Annotated in this window: 18 protein-coding genes and 1 pseudogene; all 19 read left to right on the plus strand. The window is 54.0% G+C overall.

Annotation, left to right across the window (positions count from 1 at the left end; all coding sequences use genetic code 11):
* The first annotated feature begins 31 nt into the window (after positions 1-31).
* Positions 32-997, plus strand: a complete 966-nt coding sequence (locus RR51_RS25685; protein ID WP_039615100.1) for a UDP-glucose 4-epimerase family protein — start codon at positions 32-34, stop codon at positions 995-997.
* A pseudogene (locus tag RR51_RS25690) lies at positions 994-2,015 on the plus strand (MraY family glycosyltransferase). The gene RR51_RS25685 and the pseudogene RR51_RS25690 overlap by 4 nt, the downstream one beginning before the upstream one ends.
* Positions 2,016-2,073: 58 nt before the next feature.
* On the plus strand, positions 2,074-4,071 hold the full coding sequence (locus RR51_RS25695) for a polysaccharide biosynthesis protein (RefSeq protein WP_039615101.1): 1,998 nt from the start codon (positions 2,074-2,076) through the stop codon (positions 4,069-4,071).
* 102 nt (positions 4,072-4,173) lie between these two features.
* Positions 4,174-5,244, plus strand: coding sequence for a dTDP-glucose 4,6-dehydratase (rfbB, locus tag RR51_RS25700; RefSeq protein ID WP_039615102.1), 1,071 nt, complete (start codon positions 4,174-4,176; stop codon positions 5,242-5,244).
* Positions 5,241-6,137: a dTDP-4-dehydrorhamnose reductase gene (gene rfbD / locus RR51_RS25705; RefSeq protein ID WP_039615103.1), complete on the plus strand. Its 897-nt coding sequence runs from the start codon at positions 5,241-5,243 to the stop codon at positions 6,135-6,137. The genes rfbB (RR51_RS25700) and rfbD (RR51_RS25705) overlap by 4 nt, the downstream gene beginning before the upstream one ends.
* A gap of 5 nt (positions 6,138-6,142) precedes the next feature.
* Entirely contained in the window at positions 6,143-7,024 is an 882-nt protein-coding gene (rfbA, locus tag RR51_RS25710) for a glucose-1-phosphate thymidylyltransferase RfbA (RefSeq protein ID WP_039615104.1), read from the plus strand.
* Between the two features lie 717 nt (positions 7,025-7,741).
* Positions 7,742-8,740: a glycosyltransferase family 2 protein gene (locus RR51_RS25715; RefSeq protein ID WP_330218090.1), complete on the plus strand. Its 999-nt coding sequence runs from the start codon at positions 7,742-7,744 to the stop codon at positions 8,738-8,740.
* 4 nt (positions 8,741-8,744) lie between these two features.
* Positions 8,745-9,815 carry a dTDP-glucose 4,6-dehydratase gene (gene rfbB / locus RR51_RS25720; protein WP_039615105.1) on the plus strand — a complete coding sequence of 357 codons (1,071 nt, stop codon included), beginning with the start codon at positions 8,745-8,747 and terminating at the stop codon, positions 9,813-9,815.
* On the plus strand, positions 9,812-10,711 hold the full coding sequence (gene rfbD / locus RR51_RS25725) for a dTDP-4-dehydrorhamnose reductase (RefSeq protein ID WP_039615106.1): 900 nt from the start codon (positions 9,812-9,814) through the stop codon (positions 10,709-10,711). Before rfbB (RR51_RS25720) ends, rfbD (RR51_RS25725) begins: the two co-directional genes overlap by 4 nt.
* Positions 10,711-11,595 carry a glucose-1-phosphate thymidylyltransferase RfbA gene (gene rfbA, locus RR51_RS25730; RefSeq protein WP_039615107.1) on the plus strand — a complete coding sequence of 295 codons (885 nt, stop codon included), beginning with the start codon at positions 10,711-10,713 and terminating at the stop codon, positions 11,593-11,595. Before rfbD (RR51_RS25725) ends, rfbA (RR51_RS25730) begins: the two co-directional genes overlap by 1 nt.
* On the plus strand, positions 11,595-12,152 hold the full coding sequence (rfbC, locus tag RR51_RS25735; protein ID WP_039615108.1) for a dTDP-4-dehydrorhamnose 3,5-epimerase: 558 nt from the start codon (positions 11,595-11,597) through the stop codon (positions 12,150-12,152). Before rfbA (RR51_RS25730) ends, rfbC begins: the two co-directional genes overlap by 1 nt.
* A 61-nt stretch (positions 12,153-12,213) precedes the next feature.
* Positions 12,214-13,674 carry an ABC transporter permease gene (locus RR51_RS25740; protein ID WP_039615109.1) on the plus strand — a complete coding sequence of 487 codons (1,461 nt, stop codon included), beginning with the start codon at positions 12,214-12,216 and terminating at the stop codon, positions 13,672-13,674.
* Positions 13,671-14,366, plus strand: coding sequence for an ABC transporter ATP-binding protein (locus RR51_RS25745; protein ID WP_039615110.1), 696 nt, complete (start codon positions 13,671-13,673; stop codon positions 14,364-14,366). Before RR51_RS25740 ends, RR51_RS25745 begins: the two co-directional genes overlap by 4 nt.
* A 9-nt stretch (positions 14,367-14,375) precedes the next feature.
* Positions 14,376-14,834: a hypothetical protein gene (locus RR51_RS30915; RefSeq protein WP_152619943.1), complete on the plus strand. Its 459-nt coding sequence runs from the start codon at positions 14,376-14,378 to the stop codon at positions 14,832-14,834.
* A gap of 104 nt (positions 14,835-14,938) precedes the next feature.
* Entirely contained in the window at positions 14,939-16,138 is a 1,200-nt protein-coding gene (locus RR51_RS30920; protein ID WP_152619944.1) for a hypothetical protein, read from the plus strand.
* Between the two features lie 53 nt (positions 16,139-16,191).
* Positions 16,192-18,042 carry a hypothetical protein gene (locus RR51_RS25760; RefSeq protein WP_039615113.1) on the plus strand — a complete coding sequence of 617 codons (1,851 nt, stop codon included), beginning with the start codon at positions 16,192-16,194 and terminating at the stop codon, positions 18,040-18,042.
* Positions 18,039-19,664, plus strand: coding sequence for an aldolase catalytic domain-containing protein (locus tag RR51_RS25765; RefSeq protein WP_039615114.1), 1,626 nt, complete (start codon positions 18,039-18,041; stop codon positions 19,662-19,664). The genes RR51_RS25760 and RR51_RS25765 overlap by 4 nt, the downstream gene beginning before the upstream one ends.
* Positions 19,661-20,347: an acylneuraminate cytidylyltransferase family protein gene (locus RR51_RS25770; RefSeq protein ID WP_039615115.1), complete on the plus strand. Its 687-nt coding sequence runs from the start codon at positions 19,661-19,663 to the stop codon at positions 20,345-20,347. Before RR51_RS25765 ends, RR51_RS25770 begins: the two co-directional genes overlap by 4 nt.
* The gene (locus RR51_RS25775) at positions 20,344-20,997 is read left to right on the plus strand and encodes an HAD family hydrolase (protein WP_039615116.1); all 654 of its coding nucleotides are present in this window, start codon (positions 20,344-20,346) and stop codon (positions 20,995-20,997) included. Before RR51_RS25770 ends, RR51_RS25775 begins: the two co-directional genes overlap by 4 nt.
* Positions 20,998-21,215: the final 218 nt, after the last annotated feature.

Genomic DNA, 21,215 nt, shown 5'->3' on the forward strand with positions numbered 1-21,215 from the left:
AGGCACTGCGTTTTTTGAGAAGATCATAACAATGAACTGCAAGGTTTTTCTCACAGGTGCCAGCGGTTTCGTCGGTGGAGGGGTGCTGCGGCGCCTTGTTGCCGACGGGGTTCCGGTGGTTGCCGCTGTAAGGCACGAAAATATGACGTTGCCGCCTTCTGTGCGTGGCATTGCGTTCGAGTCGTTTGAGCACGATAACGACTGGAGTGGCCTGCTTGCCGAATGCAAGGTCGTGATTCACGCAGCTGCGCGCGTTCATGTCATGAGCGACACCGAGAGCGATCCACTGGCAGCCTTTCGACGTGTCAATGTGGACGGAACACTGGCACTGGCTCGTCAAGCCATCATTGCCGGGGTCAAGCGATTTGTGTTCATCAGCTCGATCAAGGTAAATGGTGAAGGCACGTGTCGCTCAAAACCGTACTTCGCAGATGATGTCCCACAACCACAAGACCCTTATGGCCTCTCCAAGCTGGAGGCCGAAACTGCGCTGCTGGCATTGGCTCGTGAGTCGGGGCTTGAGGTGGTGATCGTGCGCCCAGTGCTGGTGTACGGGTCAGGCGTAAAGGCTAACTTCCTCACCATGATGCGCTGGCTCGACCGACGTTTACCGTTGCCTTTTGGCGCCATCGACAATCGAAGAAGCTTGGTGGCTTTGGAGAATCTGGTCGATTTGATTGTTACCTGTATCAACCATCCGGCAGCAGTCAACCAGATTTTCTTGGTCAGTGACGGTGAAGATCTGTCTACGACTGAATTGCTGCGGCGGATGGGAAGCGCTCTTGGTAAACCTGCACGCTTGCTGCCGGTGCCGGCCAGCTTGATATGTGCCGGTGCAGCTGTACTTGGCAAGGCCGGCTTGGCTCAGCGTTTGTGCGGGTCATTGCAGGTGGATATCAATAAAACCCGCGACTTGCTAGGCTGGCATCCACCGGTAGATTGCGAGGCTGCACTTCAGGCTGCCGCCAGACACTATCAAGGCAACGACAAGCAATGACGGTTTTGTGGTTTTCTCTTGCGATATTGGTGTTATCGCTACTGTTGACAGCTGGACTGCGCTGGTATGCGCGAGCATTCAGTATTATCGACATTCCCAATGCGCGCAGTTCACACACCGTACCCACCCCAAGGGGGGGGGGGTGGCAATCGTGCTGACGTTCTTGGGCAGCCTGCCATTGCTGGCGCTGGAAGCTGCGGAGGCTGCAGTGCCACTGGTAGAGATGGTTGCCATCGGCGGGGCTGGGGCGCTAATTGCGGTGATCGGTTTCATGGACGATCGCCGTCATATTGCGGCCCGGTGGCGCTTGCTTGGCCACTTCGCCGCTGCTGCCTGGATGTTGTACTGGCTAGATGGCCTGCCGCCACTTCAATTGTTCGGTTATGACCTTGACCTGGATTGGTTCGGTTGTTTACTTGCAGTTGTCTATTGTGTGTGGATGCTCAACCTGTACAACTTCATGGATGGCATCGACGGCATTGCGACCGTCGAAGCCGTCACAGCTTGCCTGTGCATGGTGTTGTTGTCGGTCCTCGCTGATGCGCCGCGTCTGATACCGCTGCCACTGCTGTTGGCCGCGGCCACGCTGGGCTTTATGTACTGGAACTTCCCGGCAGCTAAAATCTTCATGGGTGACGCCGGCAGCGGCTTCCTCGGTATTGTGCTGGCGGGCCTGTCGCTGCAGGCTGCCTGGGCATCGCCGCAGCTTTTCTGGTGCTGGCTGATCCTGCTGGGCGTGTTTGTGGTCGATGCCACCGTCACGCTCATGCGTCGCCTGCTGCGCGGTGAAAGAGTTTACGAGGCCCATCGCAGCCACGCCTACCAGTTCGCTACCCGACATTACGGCAAGCATCTGCCCGTGACACTCGCCGTAGCTGCGCTCAACCTGTTCTGGTTGCTGCCAGTCGCATTATGTGTGGTGGTGCTGGGCCTGGACGGTGTGTGGGGCGTGGCCATTGCCTATCTTCCATTAGTGTTTCTAGCTGTGCGTTGGCGTGCAGGTGAGCTCGAACACTAGCTAAAGTGTTAAGAAGAAGGCAGTAGTAATGTTACTTCGGAAAATTTTCAGAGGTTCTATGGATAAGCTGCGCTCAAGACTGCTAGGGCTGCCTCGGCGCCAGAAACGGCTCATTCAGGTAGCGACTGATGTCATTTTGGTTTGGTTCGCATTGTGGTTGGCGTTTGTTGTGCGCCTGGGTATCGATGACCTTGCCAACCCCGTCCTGGACCATACCTGGTTGTTCCTGATTGCACCGTCCATTTCGATCCCACTGTTCATTCGGTTCGGGCTCTACCGAGCAGTGATGCGCTACTTTGGCAATGACGCGTTGATCGCAATCATCAAGGCTGTAACGCTTTCTGCGCTGATCCTGGGCTTCATCATCTACTGGGCTGGCAACCACCAGAACGTGGTACCGCGCTCCATCACCTTCAACTACTGGTGGCTGAGCCTGATCATGGTCGGCGGCCTGCGTCTGGCCATGCGTCAGTATTTCCTCGGTGACTGGTTCGCCACCGCCGTGCAGCACGTACCATTCGCCAACCGTGACGATGGCTTGCCACGGGTTGCCGTGTACGGCGCCGGCTCTGCCGGCAACCAGCTGGTTACCGCCCTGCGCATGGGCAAGGCCATGCGCCCGGTAGCGTTCATCGACGACGATGCCAGCATCACTGATCGAGTCATCGCTGGCTTGCAGGTGTACCAGCCAGATCACCTGCAACGCATGATCGACGACACCGGCGCCGAAGAAATTCTGCTAGCGCTGCCCTCGGTCAGCCGCAGCCGTCGCCGCGAAATCCTCAACCTGCTCGAAGGCTATCCGCTGCATGTGCGCAGTGTGCCCGGCTTCATGGACTTGGCCAGCGGCCGGGTCAAGGTCGACGACATCCAGGAGGTGGACATCGCCGACCTGCTGGGCCGCGACGCGGTGCCTGCCCAAGGTGACCTGCTGCAGCACTGCATCATTGACCAGACCGTGATGGTAACCGGCGCTGGCGGCTCGATCGGCTCCGAGTTGTGCCGCCAGATCCTCGGGCAAACGCCGCGCACTCTGCTGTTGTTCGAGCACAGCGAATTCAACCTGTATACCATCGCTGGCGAGCTGGAGCAGCGTATCCTGCGAGAAGGCCTGGCCGTGCAGTTGATCCCTATCCTTGGCTCGGTCCGCGACCAGGCCAAGATGCTGGATGTGATGCGTGCCTGGCAGGTAGACACCGTCTATCACGCCGCCGCCTACAAGCATGTGCCCATTGTCGAGCACAACATTGCCGAGGGCCTGTCGAACAATGTGTTCGGCACCCTCTACACCGCCCAGGCGGCGCTGCAGGCTGGCGTGTCCAACTTCGTGCTGATTTCCACCGACAAGGCCGTGCGCCCCACCAATGTGATGGGCAGTACCAAGCGCTTGGCCGAAATGGTATTGCAGGCTCTGAGTAAAGAGCTGGCGCCCGTTCTGATGGGCGAAACCGGCAACGTGGCGCAGGTAAACAAAACCCGTTTCACCATGGTGCGTTTCGGCAACGTGCTGGGCTCGTCGGGCTCCGTGATCCCGCTGTTCCACACGCAAATCAAAAACGGTGGGCCGCTGACAGTTACCCACCCGAAAATCACTCGCTATTTCATGACTATTCCCGAGGCCGCGCAGTTGGTGATCCAGGCCGGTTCCATGGGGCAGGGCGGCGACGTGTTCGTGCTGGACATGGGCGAGCCGGTGAAGATTGTGGAACTGGCCGAAAAAATGATTCACCTGTCCGGCTTCAGTATTCGTTCCGAGCGCAACCCGTTGGGGGACATCGCCATCAACTTCACCGGCCTGCGCCCGGGCGAAAAACTGTACGAAGAGCTGTTGATCGGGGACAACGTGATTGCCACGCGCCACCCCATGATCATGAGCGCCAACGAAGACTTCCTGCCGTGGGATGTACTGAAGCAGCGCCTGGATGCGCTGCGCGCAGCAACGTCTGTCGATGACTTTGCCACCGTCCGCCAGCTGCTGCGTGACACTGTAAGCGGCTATGTGCCAGGCGCAGAAATTGTGGATTGGCTGTACCAGCGCCGGCGCCTGAAGCCCTGAACGCAGTACTGACAAATAGAACAGGCGTTGCCGGTAAAGGAACGCATACATGAACTTCAAACGCATTGAAGTTTGAAAGCGGGAATTGGGAAGAACTGAACGATGACTATTCTGGTAACTGGTGGTGCGGGCTTCATTGGCGCGAACTTCGTGTTGGACTGGCTGGCCGCTAGCGACGAGCCAGTGGTCAACCTCGACAAGCTTACCTATGCAGGCAACCTGCAAACCCTGAGCAGCCTGCAAGGCGACAAGCGTCACATTTTCGTACTCGGCGATATAGGTAACTCCGAGCTGGTAGCCCGTTTGCTGAAAGAGCACCAGCCACGCGCCATCGTCAATTTTGCCGCCGAGTCACACGTCGACCGCTCGATCCACGGCCCGGAAGACTTCATCGAAACCAACATCGTCGGCACCTTCCGCCTGCTGGAAGCCGTACGCGCCTACTGGGGGGGCCTGGATGAACAGGCGCGCAAGGCGTTCCGTTTCCTGCATGTGTCCACTGACGAAGTGTACGGTTCGCTGGCCGCTGGCGAACCGGCCTTCACCGAAACCCACCAGTACCAGCCCAATAGCCCATACTCGGCCAGCAAGGCCGCCAGCGACCACCTGGTGCGCTCGTACCACCACACCTACGGCCTACCGGTGCTGACCACCAACTGCTCGAACAACTACGGCCCTTACCACTTTCCGGAAAAACTCATCCCGCTGATGATCGTCAACGCCCTGGCTGGCAAACCGCTGCCGGTATACGGCGACGGCCAGCAGATTCGCGACTGGCTGTACGTCAAGGACCACTGCAGCGCCATCCGCCGCGTGCTGGAAGCCGGCACCACCGGCGAGGTTTACAACGTGGGCGGCTGGAACGAAAAGCCCAACCTGGAAATCGTCAACCGCGTGTGCGCCCTGCTGGACGAACTGCGCCCCCGCGCCGACGGCAAGCCTTACGCCGAGCAGATCACCTACGTGACCGACCGCCCCGGCCATGACCGCCGCTACGCCATCGACGCCCGCAAGCTCGAGCGCGAACTGGGCTGGAAGCCTGCCGAAACCTTCGAAACCGGCATTCGCAAGACCGTGGCCTGGTACCTCGAAAACCAGGACTGGGTGCAGAACGTGCAGTCCGGCAGCTACCGTGACTGGGTAGAGAAAAACTACGCAGGGCGCTCGGCATGAAGATTCTGCTACTGGGCAAGGACGGCCAGGTAGGTTGGGAGCTGCAACGCAGTCTGGCCCCGCTGGGCCAGGTGTTGGCGCTGAACTCCCGCAGCAAGGCACACTGCGGCGACCTGGCCAACCTGCCGGGCCTGGCCGAAACCGTGCGCGCCTACGCCCCTGACGTAATCGTCAACGCCGCCGCCTACACCGCTGTGGACAAGGCCGAAAGCGAGCGCGAGCAAGCGTTCAGGGTAAACGCCGAAGCCGTTGGCGTGCTGGCCCGCGCCGCCGCCGACTGCGGGGCACTGTTGGTGCATTACTCCACCGACTACGTATTCCCGGGGCAGGGCACCCAGGCCTGGCGCGAAGATGACGCTGTCGGCCCGCTGAATGCCTATGGCGAAAGCAAGCTGGCCGGCGAACAGGCCGTTCAGGCCGCCGGTTGCCAGCACCTGATCTTCCGCACCTGCTGGGTGTATGCCGCTCGCGGCAACAATTTCGCCAAGACCATGCTGCGCCTGGCTGCGGAACGCGACAGCCTGGGCGTTATCGACGACCAGCATGGCGCCCCGACCGGTGCCGAGCTAATTGCCGACATCACCGCCCACGCCATCACCGCCACCCGCCGCAACCCGGCCCTGAGAGGCCTCTATCATCTGGCCGCCAGCGGTGAAACCACCTGGTGTGGCTACGCCAGTTACGTGCTGGAGCAAGCGAACGCTCTGGGCGTGCCATTGAAAGCCCGTGCCGAACAGGTCAACCCGTTGACCACCGATGCCTACCCGACCCCGGCCAAGCGGCCGGCGAACTCGCGTCTTGACACCCATAAACTGCAGCAAGCCTTTGCCCTGACCTTGCCAGACTGGCGCCTGGGTGTGGCTCGCATGCTCACTGAAATACACGAGAAATGACCACTATGAAGCGTAAAGGCATCATTCTGGCGGGCGGGTCGGGTACTCGCCTGCACCCGGCGACCCTGGCAATTTCCAAGCAGCTGCTGCCGGTGTATGACAAACCGATGATCTACTACCCGCTGACCACCCTGATGCTGGCGGGCATTCAAGACATCCTAATCATATCCACCCCGCAAGACACCCCGCGTTTCGAGCAATTGCTGGGTGATGGCCACCGTTGGGGTATCAATATTACCTACGCCATACAGGCCTCCCCGGATGGCCTTGCCCAGGCGTTTTTGATTGGCGAGGACTTCATCGGCAACGATTTGTCCGCGCTGGTGCTGGGCGACAACATCTACTACGGCCATGACTTCCAGCAGTTACTGCGCAATGCCATGGGCCGCGGCGACGGCGCCAGCGTGTTCGCCTACCATGTGCAGGATCCCGAGCGTTATGGCGTGGTGGAGTTCGATGGCAAGGGCAAGGCCATAAGCCTGGAAGAGAAGCCGGCCAACCCCAAGTCTAATTACGCCGTGACCGGGTTGTACTTCTATGACAAGGACGTGGTCGAGATAGCCAAGGGCATCAAGCCGTCTGCCCGTGGCGAGCTGGAAATTACCGATTTGAACCGGGTGTACCTGGAGCAGTGCCGGTTGTCGGTGGAGATCATGGGACGTGGTTATGCCTGGCTAGATACCGGCACCCATGACTCGCTGCTGGAGGCTAGCGGGTATATCGCGACCGTTGAGCGGCGGCAGGGGTTGAAGGTAGCTTGCCCGGAAGAAGTGGCATACAGGCAGGGGTGGATTGGGGCGGAGCAGCTGTTGAAGCTGGCTGAGCCGCTGGCCAAGAATGGGTATGGGCAGTATCTGAAAGGGTTGCTGCAGGATAAGATTTTTTAACAGGCTCAATCTGCCTTGGTCGTTCGGGGGCAGGAAACTGCCCTCGGGTAACCCTGAGGCTTTAGGTAAACGTTCATTCGCTTTACATGCCTATGCTGCCGCTGTGCGGCGTGCACGGCAACGAACCTTTGTAGGACCATGCTGCGGGGCCCAGAGTCTCCCGCTACAAACTCATGCCGATAGGTCAACCTGTTCCCAACACTGCCTGTCCGGTCCTCGGGTGTGGCTCGCAAGATGACGGAAATCCAGGAGAAATGGCCATCGCCAAGTGGTTAGGCGGCATCCGGCAATCGACTCAGGATGCCCGTCCGCGGCATTGGCCGCCTCCAGGCAACTCCTACCGCTATTGCTACGAGCCGATGACGACTAGTGCGGAGAGTCGTTTTTCGAGTAGCTCAGTACACCACCATTGAGGTCAAGCACGTCACGGCGAGTGGCACCCTATTTGCTAGATTAAACTCAAGGCTGTGGGATGAATGTCTTTTTGGTTCGAATTCGGCATGGATTCAATCCGTCGCATTTTTTATGACTATAAACTCGGTGCTGGTTCTGTTTTTTAAAGAAAATTTTATCTGGAACGCAAGAATTTCACGAGATATTCAGAAACTGATGCGAATGTGCTATCCTTCCTCGCGATTTTGTGCAATGGCTTTTTGATGGCACTCAAGTTTAGTTAGGGTATCTGCGGAAGCAGTTGTCATTTCAGGGAAGACAAGCGTGGCGGTGCTCACTCAACCCCCTGGCGTTCACACGCCGGACAGGCTCCTATTCGCTCAGGAATTAAGCATTCCTGAGCTTGCGCGTGTGGCGATCCTCATGTGCACCTATAACGGTGCCAATTTCCTGTCTCAGCAGCTGGATTCTTTCGAGCGGCAAACCTATCGAAACTGGGTCCTCCATGTGTCGGATGATGCCTCGCAGGACGGTACGCTCGAGGTACTCAAAGGGTACGTGGAGTCGTGGGGCTCGCACCGCATCAAAATAGTGAGCGGTCCCCAAGCCGGCTTTGTGCGTAATTTCCTTTCGCTGACCTGCAGGGCTGACATCGATGCGGATTATTTCGCGTGGTCGGACCAAGATGACGTTTGGTGCCCAAGCAAGCTCCAGGCGGCTGTAGAGTGGCTTTCGAGTGTGCCTGCCGACCAGCCTGCCCTTTATTGTGGCCGCACCCTGCTGATTTGTGACGGGGGAATCCATCGCGGGTTATCGCCAAATTTTGCCTCGCCACCGCATTTCAAAAATGCACTGGTACAGAGTATCAGCGGAGGCAACACCATGGTCTTCAACAAGGCCGCGCGTGCCTTGATCATGGAAGCCGGTGCTGAATTGACCGTGCCCTCCCACGACTGGTGGTGCTATCAGCTGATCACTGGTGCGTCTGGCGCCGTTCGCTACGACCCTGAACCCCGGGTTTTTTACCGGCAGCATGCCGACAATGTCATCGGCAGCAACTCTGACTGGTGCGCCCGCCTGCGACGCCTGGTCATGGTATTCCAAGGGCGTTTCTATGAGTGGAATGCCCAGAATATCCGTGCCTTGGAGAGCATGAGTCACCGGTTGAGCAAAGATCACCGCAAGACCCTCAAGCTGTTCAAGACAGCCCGAAAACGAAGCCTGCCTGTGCGCGTCTACAAAGTGCTCAAAGCAGGCCTGCATCGTCAGACCCTCCTTGGCAACCTTGGGTTGCTGCTCGCGACAATACTGAAAAAGATCTGATCAAATGACTATTCTGGTAACTGGTGGCGCCGGCTTCATCGGCGCCAACTTCGTGCTTGACTGGGTTGGCCAGTCGGGTGAAACCGTCATCAACCTGGACAAGCTGACCTATGCCGGGAACCTGGAGAATCTCTCCACCCTGGAAGGTAACCCGCAGCATGTGTTTGTGTATGGCGACATCGCTGACAGCCAACTGGTCGGGCAGCTGCTTGCCGAGCATCGCCCTCGTGCCATCATCAATTTTGCTGCAGAATCGCATGTTGATCGCTCCATCCATGGGCCGGAAGATTTCATCCAGACCAATATCGTTGGCACCTTCCGCTTGCTAGAGGCCGTTCGTGCTTACTGGAATGGGTTGGAAGGTGATGAGCAGCAAAAGTTCCGCTTCCTTCACGTATCTACCGACGAAGTGTACGGTTCGCTGGCTGGCGATGCGCCAGCTTTCACCGAAAAGCACCAGTACGAACCGAACAGCCCTTACTCCGCGAGTAAGGCAGCCAGCGACCACTTGGTGCGCGCGTACCACCATACCTATGGCCTGCCAGTACTGACCACCAACTGCTCGAATAACTACGGCCCGTATCATTTCCCTGAGAAGCTGATCCCGCTGATGATCGTCAATGCCCTGGCAGGCAAGGCCTTGCCGGTATACGGCGATGGCCAGCAGATTCGTGACTGGCTGTATGTGAAAGACCACTGCAGCGCCATTCGTCGCGTGCTCGAGGCAGGTGCCGTAGGCGAGGTTTACAACGTTGGCGGTTGGAACGAAAAGCCGAACCTGGAAATCGTCAATCGTGTTTGTGCCTTGCTGGACGAGTTTCGTCCACGTGCCGACGGCAAGCTCTACAGCGAACAGATCGCCTATGTTACCGACCGCCCTGGGCACGACCGCCGGTATGCGATCGATGCTCGCAAGCTGGAGCGTGAGCTGGGTTGGAAGCCTGCCGAAACATTTGAAACGGGCATTCGCAAGACCGTCCAGTGGTACCTGGAAAACCAACCGTGGGTCGAAAGCGTCCTGTCCGGTAACTACCGTGATTGGGTCGAGAAGAACTACGCCGAGCGCCGCGCATGAAAATTCTTCTGTTGGGCAAGAATGGACAAGTGGGCTGGGAGCTGCAGCGCAGCCTCGCCCCCTTGGGCGAGCTGCTTGCCCTGGATTCGCGTAGCGTTGATTTCTGCGGTGACCTGGGCAACCTCGAAGGGCTCAAGGACACGCTGGCGCGTTATGCCCCCGACGTTATCGTTAATGCCGCCGCCTACACCGCAGTGGACAAGGCCGAATCCGAGCCGAGCCAGGCACACCTGGTCAACGCCGAGGCTGTAGCTGTACTGGCTGAGGCCGCGGCAAGCAGTGGCGCGTTGCTGGTGCATTACTCCACCGATTACGTATTCCCTGGCGACGGTACGCAGGCCTGGCGCGAGACTGACGGTGTTGGCCCGCTGAACGTCTACGGCGTAAGCAAGCTGGCCGGGGAGCAGGCAATTCAGGCATCGGGCTGCCGCCACCTGGTCTTCCGCACTTGCTGGGTGTACGCAGCCCGCGGCAACAACTTCGCGAAAACCATGCTGCGACTGGCGCGTGAGCGCGACACCTTGGGCGTGATCGATGACCAGTTTGGTGCACCTACAGGGGCCGAACTGATCGCCGACGTGACGGCGCATGCCATTCCGGCTGCGCGGGAAAACCCCAGGCTGGACGGTATCTACCACCTGGCAGCGGGCGGTGAAACCACATGGTGCGGTTACGCGCGCTATGTCATCAACCTGGCTGCTGCCGCTGGTCTGGAGCTTAAAGTCTCTGCCGAGGCAGTCAATGCACTCACAACAGATGCCTACCCTACGCCAGCCAAACGCCCGGCCAACTCCCGCCTGAATACTGAAAAACTGCAGAAAGCCTTCCAGCTGAATCTCCCGTCCTGGGAATACGGTGTGGCACGGATGCTGACAGAAATCATAGAGAAGCAATGATGAGTAAACGTAAAGGGATTATCCTGGCCGGTGGCTCCGGCACCCGTCTTCACCCAGCAACGCTGTCCATCTCCAAGCAGTTGTTGCCGGTGTACGACAAGCCGATGATCTACTACCCGCTGACTACGCTAATGCTGGCGGGTATTCGCGACATTTTGATCATCTCCACCCCGCAAGACACCCCGCGCTTTGAACAGCTGCTGGGGGATGGTGCGCGTTGGGGGGTGAACATCCAGTATGCAGTCCAGCCTTCGCCGGACGGCCTGGCCCAAGCTTTCATCATTGGCGAGCAATTCATCGGTAATGATCTGTCGGCATTGGTGTTGGGCGACAACATTTTCTACGGGCACCACTTCAACGAACTGTTGCATAGCGCAACAGACCGTGACCATGGTGCAACCGTGTTTGCCTATCACGTCAACGACCCTGAGCGTTACGGTGTGGTCGAGTTCAACGACCAGGGCAAAGCTGTCAGCTTGGAAGAGAAGCCGCTGCAGCCGAAGTCGAACTACGCGGTCACCGGCCTGTATTTCTATGACCAGCAAGTGGTTGAGATTGCAAAGAGCATTCAGCCTTCGCCACGCGGCGAGTTGGAGATCACTGATCTCAATCGCATCTACATGGAGCAGGGTAGCCTGTCTGTTGAGATCATGGGTCGGGGCTATGCATGGCTCGACACCGGCACCCACGACTCGCTGCTCGAGGCAAGCCACTACATCGCAACCATCGAGCACCGCCAGGGCCTTAAGGTTGCGTGTCCTGAAGAAGTTGCTTTCCGCCAGCAATGGATCACTGCAGAACAGCTGGAAAAACTGGCTGCGCCGCTGGCCAAGAACGGTTATGGCCAATACCTGAAACGCCTGCTGCAGGAAAAAATTTACTAATGAAAGCTACTCCTTTGGCAATTCCCGAAGTCATTTTGTTTGAGCCTCGGGTTTTCGGTGATGACCGTGGCTTCTTCTTCGAAAGCTTCAACCAGAAGGTTTTTGATGAAGTGGTAGGCCGCGAAGTCAATTTTGTGCAGGACAACCATTCCCGCTCTGCCAAGGGCGTATTGCGCGGGCTGCACTACCAGCTGCAGCAAGCGCAGGGCAAGTTGGTGCGTGTGGTCCAGGGTGAAGTGTTCGACGTTGCTGTAGATGTCCGTCGTGATTCGCCCACCTTTGGCAAATGGGTGGGGGCGCACCTGTCCGCAGAAAACAAGCATCAGCTGTGGGTGCCGGAAGGATTCGCGCACGGCTTTGTCGTCCTCTCGGAAGCGGCAGAGTTCCTGTACAAAACCACCGACTTCTACGCCCCAGCGCACGAGCGCTGCATCATCTGGAACGACCCGGATATCGGAATTGACTGGCCGATAGACTTTGAACCACAGCTTTCGGCGAAAGACCTGCTTGGCAAGCGGTTGGCCGAGGTTGATGTGTACGAGAATTACAGCAAATAAAACCACGGTAGCGATCGACGAGACGCAGGGCTAATGCCCTGCGTTTTGCGCATTGGAACTTATGACTCAGATAGAAAACCTCGCACCCGCACAGGCATTTGAATTGGCGCTCGCGTTGATGCGGCAAAAACGCTGGGTGGAGGCGGCTACGTTATGGCAGGCCTTCCGCGAGCAGTATAAAGGCCACGCTACGCCATGGTTGCAAGGCGCTATTTGCTGCTTCAAGCAAGAGCAGTATGAACAAGCGGGCGAGCTTCTCGAGTTTAGTCGACACCGTTTCGATAAGCACGTCTCCACCTGGTTGATCAGTGCAGACTGGGCCCAGGTGCAAGGCGAGGCGGCGCTCGAAGCGCAGCTGCTGGGGCAAGGTCGTGCGGTGCTGGGTGACCGTTGGGAGTTGCTGTGCCGTACCGCCGCGTTGGCAATGCGCAACGGTGACGTTACTGCCGCGAAGGCGCACAACCTCACTGCTCGCAATGTGGCCTCTGATCAAGTTGAGCCGCTGATCCAAGCTGCGGAAATCGCCGAAAAGCTAGAACAGTGGGAAGAAGTCGCTGAGTATTGGAATGCTGTAGTTGCTTTGAAGCCAGCACACCCCCAGGCCTATCAAAAGCTTTCGCAGGCCTATGAGCGGGCAGGGCAACACGCATTGGCGCGGCGATATCGGTTGGCAATGCAATACGGTGCCGAAATATTAAATGCGCCGGTGTCTGCTGTTAAAGATGAAGTAAAAAAAGCCAAAGGCACGACATCTTCGGTTATGCACTTTGCTAATTTGGTGGTAACCAAGGCCATTTTGAACCTGAAGTCTGAGTCGTCGCGCACCCATCTTAATTACGCCTGGGTGGTGCTGGAACCTCTGCTGCACCTCGTTATTTATTATTTCCTGTTCGGTAGGGTGTTGAATGCAGGGGTCGAGAATTATGGCCTGTTCCTGCTCTGCGGTTTAGTGCCCTGGATGTGGTTCACCAAAGCGGTGTCGACCAGTGCGACCAGCATATTGGGTGGCCAGTCACTGATGCTGAACAGTAACGTTCAGCCCGCCTTTTTTCCGCTTGTCAATATTGTGCAGTCGACGTTCAAGCAGTTGCCAGCCATGCTATTGCTGATCGTTCTACGCTTTGTAGCTGACGATGACAGTTTGAGCTTGAGCCTTATTTATTTCCCGCTAATCGTAGTGCTGCAGTTCCTGCTGACCATCGTGCTGGGTATGCTGCTTGCGGCGCTTGTTTCAATCGTTCGCGATATTGCCAACATCGTTGGGACAGGCTTGACCCTGCTGATGATCCTTTCAGGGGTGATCTATAACTATCAATCCCTGCCGGGCAGGGTGGCAGAATGGGTTCAATACAACCCGCTGGCAGTTATCATTGCTGCTTATCGCCAAGTTATACTGCAGGGTGCCTCTCCTGAAATTAAAGGGTTGCTTTATGTCTTTGCAGTGAGCCTTGCGTTGGGTGCAGTCAATTACGTTATTTACAAGCTCCAGCGGAAAAAGTTTGTAAGGCGGGGCATGGCATGAAGTCTGATGTAGTCCTTTCGCTGCGTAACGTAGGCGTACGGTTCAAACTCAATGGTAAGCGAGGGTTTCATGAGCCCTTGAAAGGCATTGACCTGGATATCAAGGCTGGCGAAACTCTCGGCATTCTTGGCAGGAATGGCGCAGGAAAATCGACGTTATTGAAAGTCCTGTCAGGCGCTTTGACGCCTGATTCGGGTGAAATTCTCAACCATGGCGCCTCGGTGGCGCTGTTGGCACTGCAGGCCGGTTTCGACAGCAATCTCACTGGCCGCGATAACGCAATTTTTGGTGGCATGCTGTTGGGGCATCCCAAAAAGCGGGTTGTCGAGCGGGTTGAGGAAATCAAAGCATATTCTGAGCTTGGCGACTATTTTGAAGAGCCGGTAAGAAACTACTCCACGGGTATGGCCTCTCGTTTGGGGTTCGCCATCAGCACCATCATGAGCCCTGATGTGATTCTGGTTGATGAGGTGCTTAGCGTGGGGGATGCCAGCTTCAGAAAGAAAGCTGAGCGCACCATGATTCAAAAAATTGCATCAGGTCAAACCGTTGTATTGGTATCGCACTCTCAAGGCCAAATTGCCGCTTTGTGCGACCGTTGTGTCATCTTGGAAGGGGGCAGGCTCATCACAGGAGAAAGTGTTGGGCAGGTCATGAAGATTTACGAAGAAATTATTGAAAACAAACGCTAGGGAAGTTGTATGAGCATGAAGTCTGTATTGATTCCAGCAGTAATCGCAATGACGCTTGTTGGCTGTGGAGATGATGATTCCGTAGCGTCGTTGCCAGTGGAGAAGTCTAACCGCTGTGCGCTTGATATCGTGCAGGGTAGTAAGGAAAGAGGTGTAAAAGTCCGACCTGAGATTGTTTCTTTTCACGGGTGGGCGATCGGTTCTGATAGCGCTCAAGGCGCTTCTAAGTTGATTGTTACTTTAAAAAATGCTCAGGGCAAAGTCTACACTTTTGAAGAAACAGCTCGTAATGATCGCCCTGATGTTGCTAAAGCTTACAATGATGAAAAATACAAGAAATCAGGTTTTTTTGTTAAGGCTGACTTGTCTGGTTTGGAACCTGGGGCATACGGGATTGCAATCCAGACGCCGGAAAAAGATCGTGTAACTGTCTGCGCAGTTAATAAGAATGTTATTGTTGAGTTGTGATTTTTAGTTCAATCGGTCGAGGGTTATTTGTGGGTATTTATCAACGGGTCGCTGATCAGCTAGTCTATCCGGCGGCACATGCATACGTTGCGCTGCAGTCTCGCATGAACTGGTTTAAAAGCCTGGGTAAAGCTGATAAGGTATTCTATTCTTCTGCTTATCAAGGTCAAAAGATAGTCCTTATGGCTCTGTATCAAAAAGGAGCTATTCGCAATGACGTAATTCATTTCCTTCGTGCTGCGAAGGATTTGGGGCTTTATGTTGTTTGCGTAAATACCCTAAAGGTAAAAAGTCCTGATCAGTATAAAGACGTTATCGATTGCTATATTGAGAAGTATAATTACGGTCGTGACTTTGGTAGTTATAAGTCTGGCTTTAAGTACCTTTACTCTAGTGGGCTTGCTGAACAGTGTCCGAGGATGCTGCTGGTCAATGATAGCGTGTTCTTTAGTCGCAAGCATAACGTCCGTTTCTTGGAAGAGATGTTTGATTCTAGCGTAGAAGTGCTGGGTGCAACTGAGAACTACGAGATTGAGCATCATTTGGGTTCTTTTTGTATCGCCTTGAGTGGTGGTGTTCTTAATCATCCTAAGCTGAAAAAATATTGGCGAAAATATAGGTGTACCGATGTACGCCCGGTCGTGATTAAAACGGGTGAGATGGCACTGTCTAAGACGCTCAAGCGTATTGTGAGTTCGCCTGAGAATTTCAAGTCTTTATATGATACAGAGCGTGCTTCGACGCTGCTGCATAGTAATGAGACTGTGCTGGAGGACATTGCGCATCTCTCCCGAACGTCAACATTGTCGTTAGCGCCGAGATTTTCTTTCTCCGCAGTTAGTAAAGAGGTTATAAGTAAGTATTTGCATTCTCCAGCTGCAATTGCTGGTGTTTCTGCTCTAAATGCCGACTTTGAATCCTTGTCAGAGATTGAGGTGCATTATGCAGATTCTTTAACAGGCTTTTCTGAGTTTGTCTGCGGGGCAGTGACCAATTCATCCTCGGCAAGTGAAAGTATTCGAGGAACTGTAAAGGGAGAGGTTATCTCTAAGTTTATCGGCTGCTTTATGCATGGTTCGCAAATCCATCAAAATGGAATTTTTCTACATCGTATTGGCTTGCCTATCATTAAGCTGGACGGGGTTTATCGCGGGATGTTTAGTCCCAGCGATATTGAGAAGCTTGCCTTGGATCTTGAACCAGATCAGCGAGGAGAGTTTCGTTGGATAATGTATTCTCGCCCCTATGGCGGTGACGTGCTGTATGGGTGGAAACGTGCCGCGTTTTCCCGCGGTTTGATCTGATCTTTATTACGCCGAGTGCTGACTGCTCGATATTATTATTTAGGGAGGAAAAGATGTATCCTGATATTTTAGAGCTGTCGGTGCTCGATAAGGCAAGGTCAAGTTTTAAGGGTGTAATACCATATTCGTGCTTAGATACTCCAACAAGTAAGCATCTAGGAAGTAAGTCGCTAAATTTTGCGGGTTGGTTTATAAAGGCTCGTGATAAGTCCGAGGTTTACCTTCTCATCAGGAACGGAGAAATAGAGCATCAAATTCGCGCTGTGGTTGAGCGTAGGGATGTTCTGCGTATTGTTCTTAAGGTTTCCGAGGATTTGTTGGCGGAGCATCCCCAGCTATGCTGTGGGTTTAATGCGTCTATCAATGTAGATCTGACTCAGCCCGTCGAAGTTAGCTTGGTGGTTGATGGGGAAGAATATCCGTGGCGATTGATTCAAGCTGCAGCTTGTGGGTTTCAAGCCACTCAATTACAACACTTGTGGACTGAGTTCAACAACTCTAAAAGCATAAAGAAGCTTTTGGGGGATCAATCGGTATTCTTGTCGAAAATTAGTGATGATATTCTGGATGATATTGTATTCAGGGGTGTGAAAGTTGCTAATTTATGGCGGGTCGTTGCTGGCGATGTGCCCGTTGAATTAAAACGGTCTGTCCAGTTCCTGAAATATGTTTCCACTAGTGATTTTTGCATAAATGCGGTCCAGACTGCTATTTCAAAAGGCTCGGTGATTGTGCCCGACCCCTTCAGTTATGGTATGGCATTCTGTAATGAAAGCTATGTAATGAGCAATGAAATTAATGTGCTTAGGTTTGTCTCTTCTACGGGCGAGGCCTTCTTCATATTTCAGCGTGTCGGCTCTGCAGATGCCATATATTTTCCGACAAAAAATATGATTGTACTGTCTGCGCATATGACTGACGGTATTATCAAGGAGTTCATATATTGGTTTATAAGGAATCTCGAGGAAGTCAATAATTATTCGTCAGGGGATAGAGATTTCTCCGGCGTCATTGCCTCTCATGGGCGGCCATATCATTTTTACTATGACGTGGCACCTGCGGTAAGTGATCTTTACGAAGCACAACTCTTGGACCAAGTTCCAAATATTGTTTATTTCAAGGGTGGTGACTTTTGCTCTTTCTCGGAATTATTTAAGCTTGGCGTTCCTGAGTTAATCTTGACCGCTGAGGAGTTGTGGAAGCTTGGAGTGAAAGGAAGAGGTTTCTATTTCCATGCTGGCACTTTATTTGATCCTAGGCAGGTCGAAAGCGTAACTCGATTCGATCGGAAATTTATTTCGTTTGCGCGAAATGGCTTGGCGTCCGTTAACTTCCAGATTACGTCTAAGTTGATGTCTTGTTACCCTCTGATCTGGTTCGGCGTCACAGTTCAGAAGCGCTCGTGGTTGGAGCAAGTAGACGCTGCAGTCAAGATATTGAATGCTTTAAAGTGTTTGTATCCGAAAGTGGGGGTCGTATTTGATGGTTGGACCTCGCCAGTACATGCAACAACTCGCGATCAGCGAGAGACGGAACTCGATAGTGGCGTTGTAGCTAAGATAAAGGAAGGCTTGGATAGTACGATTCCTGTGTTCAGTGTTGTCGGTGCGGATAGTGTTACAAAAATTCAGTTCGCGAGTTTCGTAGATGCCTATGTCGGCAACTCGGCCACTGGTGGCCTGCATATTGCTAGGTTTGCTGGGCGTCCAGGTGTGGCGCATCTTAATACCAAGATGCTTACTGAAACTAATCACATTCGTAAACGAACCAAACTCATTGATGCCAAGCATATTGTGGATCGTCCTGAGGACGCTGATTTAAGAATGGATTTCATCAGCTATAGCCTGAATTGGCAGGTTGTATATGACGAGCTTGTACAGGTTATTGAGGGGGTTTCAAAGTGAGTGCGTGTACTGTAATTGATTGTACGCTTCGTGACGGTGGCTACTACAATTCTTGGGATTTCCCGGCAGCCGTAGTTGATGACTATCTCAAGGCGATGGCTGCTGCAGGGGTTAAGGTTGTCGAGCTTGGGTTGCGTTCCCTTAATAACTCCGGCTTCAAAGGGGCAAGTGCTTATACCACCGATCACTACATTCGCAGCCTTGAAGTGCCTAGTTCACTTTCAGTCGCAGTCATGATTAATGCTGTGGAACTGCTCGCAAGTGACTTGCCGATGGAAGAAGTCTTGAGCCGGCTGTTCCCGGAGTCCGCAGCGACGTCGCCTGTGGAGCTGGTGCGTATCGCGTGTCATGTACACGAGTTCGAACAGTCCCTCCCTGCATCGGCCTGGCTGAAAGAGCGTGGTTTCCAGGTTGGATTCAACCTCATGCAGATTGCTGACCGTAATCAGCAGGAAATCGAGACCTTGGCAGCTGCTGCGGCTGAATGGCCATTGGATGTGCTGTACTTCGCTGACAGCATGGGTAGCATGAGCCCTGATCAAGTGGCACAAGTTGTCGGTTGGTTGCGCTCGCGCTGGAAAGGTCCTCTGGGTATCCACACCCATGACAATATGGGCTTGGCTCTCCAAAACACTCTGCGCGCCTTGGACGAAGGCGTCACTTGGTTGGATGCCACCGTTACCGGTATGGGGCGTGGTCCAGGCAACGCGAAAACAGAGTACTTGGTAATCGAACTATCGGAGCGCTGTGGCCAAAGCACGAATATTGTTCCCCTGATGAGCATTATTAATCGCTATTTCCGTCCTCTGCAGCACGAGTGCGGGTGGGGTACCAATGCTTACTATTACCTGGCGGGTAAGTATGGGATACACCCTACTTATATTCAAGAAATGCTGGGGGACTCGCGCTACGGTGAAGAAGATGTCTTGGCCGTTATAGAGCATCTGCGTATTGAGGGCGGTAAGAAGTTCAGCTCGCGCACATTGAACTCCGCCCGTTTCTTCTATCAGAGCCCTACGCAAGGCAGCTGGGCGCCAGCGGAGGTTCTAGCTGGGCGCGAAGTATTACTGCTGGGTACCGGCCCGGGAGTGGAAAAGCATAGAGCGGCGATCGAGGCCTATATTCGTGGGCGTAAGCCGTTCGTCATGGCACTTAATACACAGGCCAAGATTGCTCCAGAATTAATTGACGCTCGCCTTGCATGCCACCCGCTCAGATTGCTCGCTGACTGTGAGCAGCATGCAACATTGCCACAACCCCTGATCACTCCTGCTGGGATGCTTCCGCAAGAGGTGCGTCAAGCTCTAGAAGGTAAAGAGCTTCTAGACTTCGGTATCGAAGTAAGGGATGGGCAGTTTGAGTTTCATGAAGGCTTCTGTGTACTGCCTACAGCATTGGTGATTGCCTATGCGCTCGCAATTTCTGCTAGTGGCGGTGCCAGCCGTATCTTGCTTGCTGGTTTCGATGGCTATCAGGCAGATGATCCTCGAAATGTCGAAATGAATAAATTGCTAGGGCTCTACCGCCGCAGCGTCGGGGCGGTCGATATATTGGCTATCACCCCGTCGCGCTATGATATTCCCGCTGCGAGTGTCTACGGTAAATTGGAAGTTACGCCATGAGTGTTTCATGTTTCTTGCCTTGCAGGAAAGGTAGCGAGCGTGTGCCTCGCAAGAATATAAAGAAATTTTCTGATTTCGACTTTGGGCTCATCGAAGTCAAGCTCAATCAATTGAAGTATTGTGAGCTTATTGACGAAATTGTTCTTAGTACCAATGATGAAGAAATTATCGATTTCGCATCGGCGTTTGATTGTGCAAAGCTCAAGATTCACAAGCGAGAGGATTCATTGTCGAGCAGCGCAACCAGTACTGACGAATTGGTTGCCTTGGCTGAGGGTATTACCAGTAAAGACCACATTCTCTGGACGCATGTAACTTCGCCTTTTTATGGTTCCGAAAGTTATAGCAAAGCCATTCGAGCATACTTTAGAGCGCTTGAGGATGGCTACGATTCATTGATGTCCGTGAAGGCGATTCATGGGTTTCTATGGGATGAGCGCAAGCCACTAAATTATGATCGTAACGTAGAGAAGTGGCCCCGTACGCAAACGTTGAAAACAATCTATGAAGTAGACAGTGCTGTTTTTTTGCTCGGAAGGTCAGGTTATCAACAATACAATGACCGTATAGGAGTCAATCCACTTTTGCATGTTACAAGCCAGCTCGAAGGTTTTGATATAGACTGGCCTGATGATTTCGCGCTGGCTGAAGCCATGATCGCAAGTGGCGTGGCGACAGCATGAAGCTTAGCGAATATAAAACTATTGTGTTCGACTGTGATGGTGTCGTCCTTGATTCGAACCGTGTAAAAACACACGCCTTTTACTTGGCGGCACTGCGCTATGGTGAAGCAGCTGCGCAAGCGCTCGTCGAGCATCATACTGCCAACGGCGGCATATCCAGGTTTAAAAAGTTTGAATACTTCTTAAATGAGATAGTGGATGTGCGCTCGGATGAGTCGGGCATGCAATACCTGCTAGATGCCTATAGCAAGGAAGTTGCAGATGGCCTGATGCAATGTAAAATTGCAGAGGGCCTTGAGGATCTTCGATGCGCTTCGCCGAATGCTAAATGGCTGATTGTCTCTGGTGGTGCTCAGGTCGAGTTGAGGCATGTGTTTTCTGAACGGGGCATATCTGATTACTTCGATGGCGGGATTTTTGGCAGTCCCGATCCTAAAGACACCATTTTCGCCCGGGAAATCGCTGCAGGTAACATTGAATTCCCTGCGCTCTTTATTGGGGATAGTCGTTACGATCATACGGTTTCTGAAATGTTCAAGACCGATTTTGTCTTTGTTTCGGCCTGGACGGAGTTCAAGGGCTGGCAGGATTACTTTGCAAATACTGGGGTAACCTGCAAATCCGCATTGTCGGATTTAATTACCCAGTAAAGATAGCACCGTGCGCTGCATACTCTGTGGCGCAATGGATTATGCATTTGCGTTATCGCTGCCTGGCAATGTCTGCCGTTTTAAAGGCATCACCATGCATCAAGGACCCCCGCAATGGCGTATTACCGAACACCCCATGATGTGACGGCTCTGCCTGCCTGGCAGGCGCTTCAGCAACACCGCGACGCCATGCAAGGTTTCAGCATGCGCGAAGCTTT

The sequence above is a fragment of the Pseudomonas sp. C5pp genome, assembly GCF_000814065.1.
Lineage (GTDB): Bacteria > Pseudomonadota > Gammaproteobacteria > Pseudomonadales > Pseudomonadaceae > Aquipseudomonas > Aquipseudomonas asiatica.

Bases quoted from the DNA above. Each gene is read 5' to 3' on its own strand.
- RR51_RS25695 (WP_039615101.1), top strand. From the start codon at position 2,074: ATGGATAAGCTGCGCTCAAGACTGCTAGGGCTGCCTCGGCGCCAGAAA.
- rfbB (WP_039615105.1), top strand. From the start codon at position 8,745: ATGACTATTCTGGTAACTGGTGGCGCCGGCTTCATCGGCGCCAACTTC.
- rfbD (WP_039615103.1), top strand. From the start codon at position 5,241: ATGAAGATTCTGCTACTGGGCAAGGACGGCCAGGTAGGTTGGGAGCTG.
- rfbA (WP_039615107.1), top strand. From the start codon at position 10,711: ATGAGTAAACGTAAAGGGATTATCCTGGCCGGTGGCTCCGGCACCCGT.
- RR51_RS25775 (WP_039615116.1), top strand. From the start codon at position 20,344: ATGAAGCTTAGCGAATATAAAACTATTGTGTTCGACTGTGATGGTGTC.
- RR51_RS30920 (WP_152619944.1), top strand. From the start codon at position 14,939: ATGAACTGGTTTAAAAGCCTGGGTAAAGCTGATAAGGTATTCTATTCT.
- rfbA (WP_039615104.1), top strand. From the start codon at position 6,143: ATGAAGCGTAAAGGCATCATTCTGGCGGGCGGGTCGGGTACTCGCCTG.
- rfbB (WP_039615102.1), top strand. From the start codon at position 4,174: ATGACTATTCTGGTAACTGGTGGTGCGGGCTTCATTGGCGCGAACTTC.
- RR51_RS25685 (WP_039615100.1), top strand. From the start codon at position 32: ATGAACTGCAAGGTTTTTCTCACAGGTGCCAGCGGTTTCGTCGGTGGA.
- RR51_RS25760 (WP_039615113.1), top strand. From the start codon at position 16,192: ATGTATCCTGATATTTTAGAGCTGTCGGTGCTCGATAAGGCAAGGTCA.
- RR51_RS25770 (WP_039615115.1), top strand. From the start codon at position 19,661: ATGAGTGTTTCATGTTTCTTGCCTTGCAGGAAAGGTAGCGAGCGTGTG.
- RR51_RS30915 (WP_152619943.1), top strand. From the start codon at position 14,376: ATGAGCATGAAGTCTGTATTGATTCCAGCAGTAATCGCAATGACGCTT.
- rfbD (WP_039615106.1), top strand. From the start codon at position 9,812: ATGAAAATTCTTCTGTTGGGCAAGAATGGACAAGTGGGCTGGGAGCTG.
- RR51_RS25740 (WP_039615109.1), top strand. From the start codon at position 12,214: ATGACTCAGATAGAAAACCTCGCACCCGCACAGGCATTTGAATTGGCG.
- RR51_RS25745 (WP_039615110.1), top strand. From the start codon at position 13,671: ATGAAGTCTGATGTAGTCCTTTCGCTGCGTAACGTAGGCGTACGGTTC.
- rfbC (WP_039615108.1), top strand. From the start codon at position 11,595: ATGAAAGCTACTCCTTTGGCAATTCCCGAAGTCATTTTGTTTGAGCCT.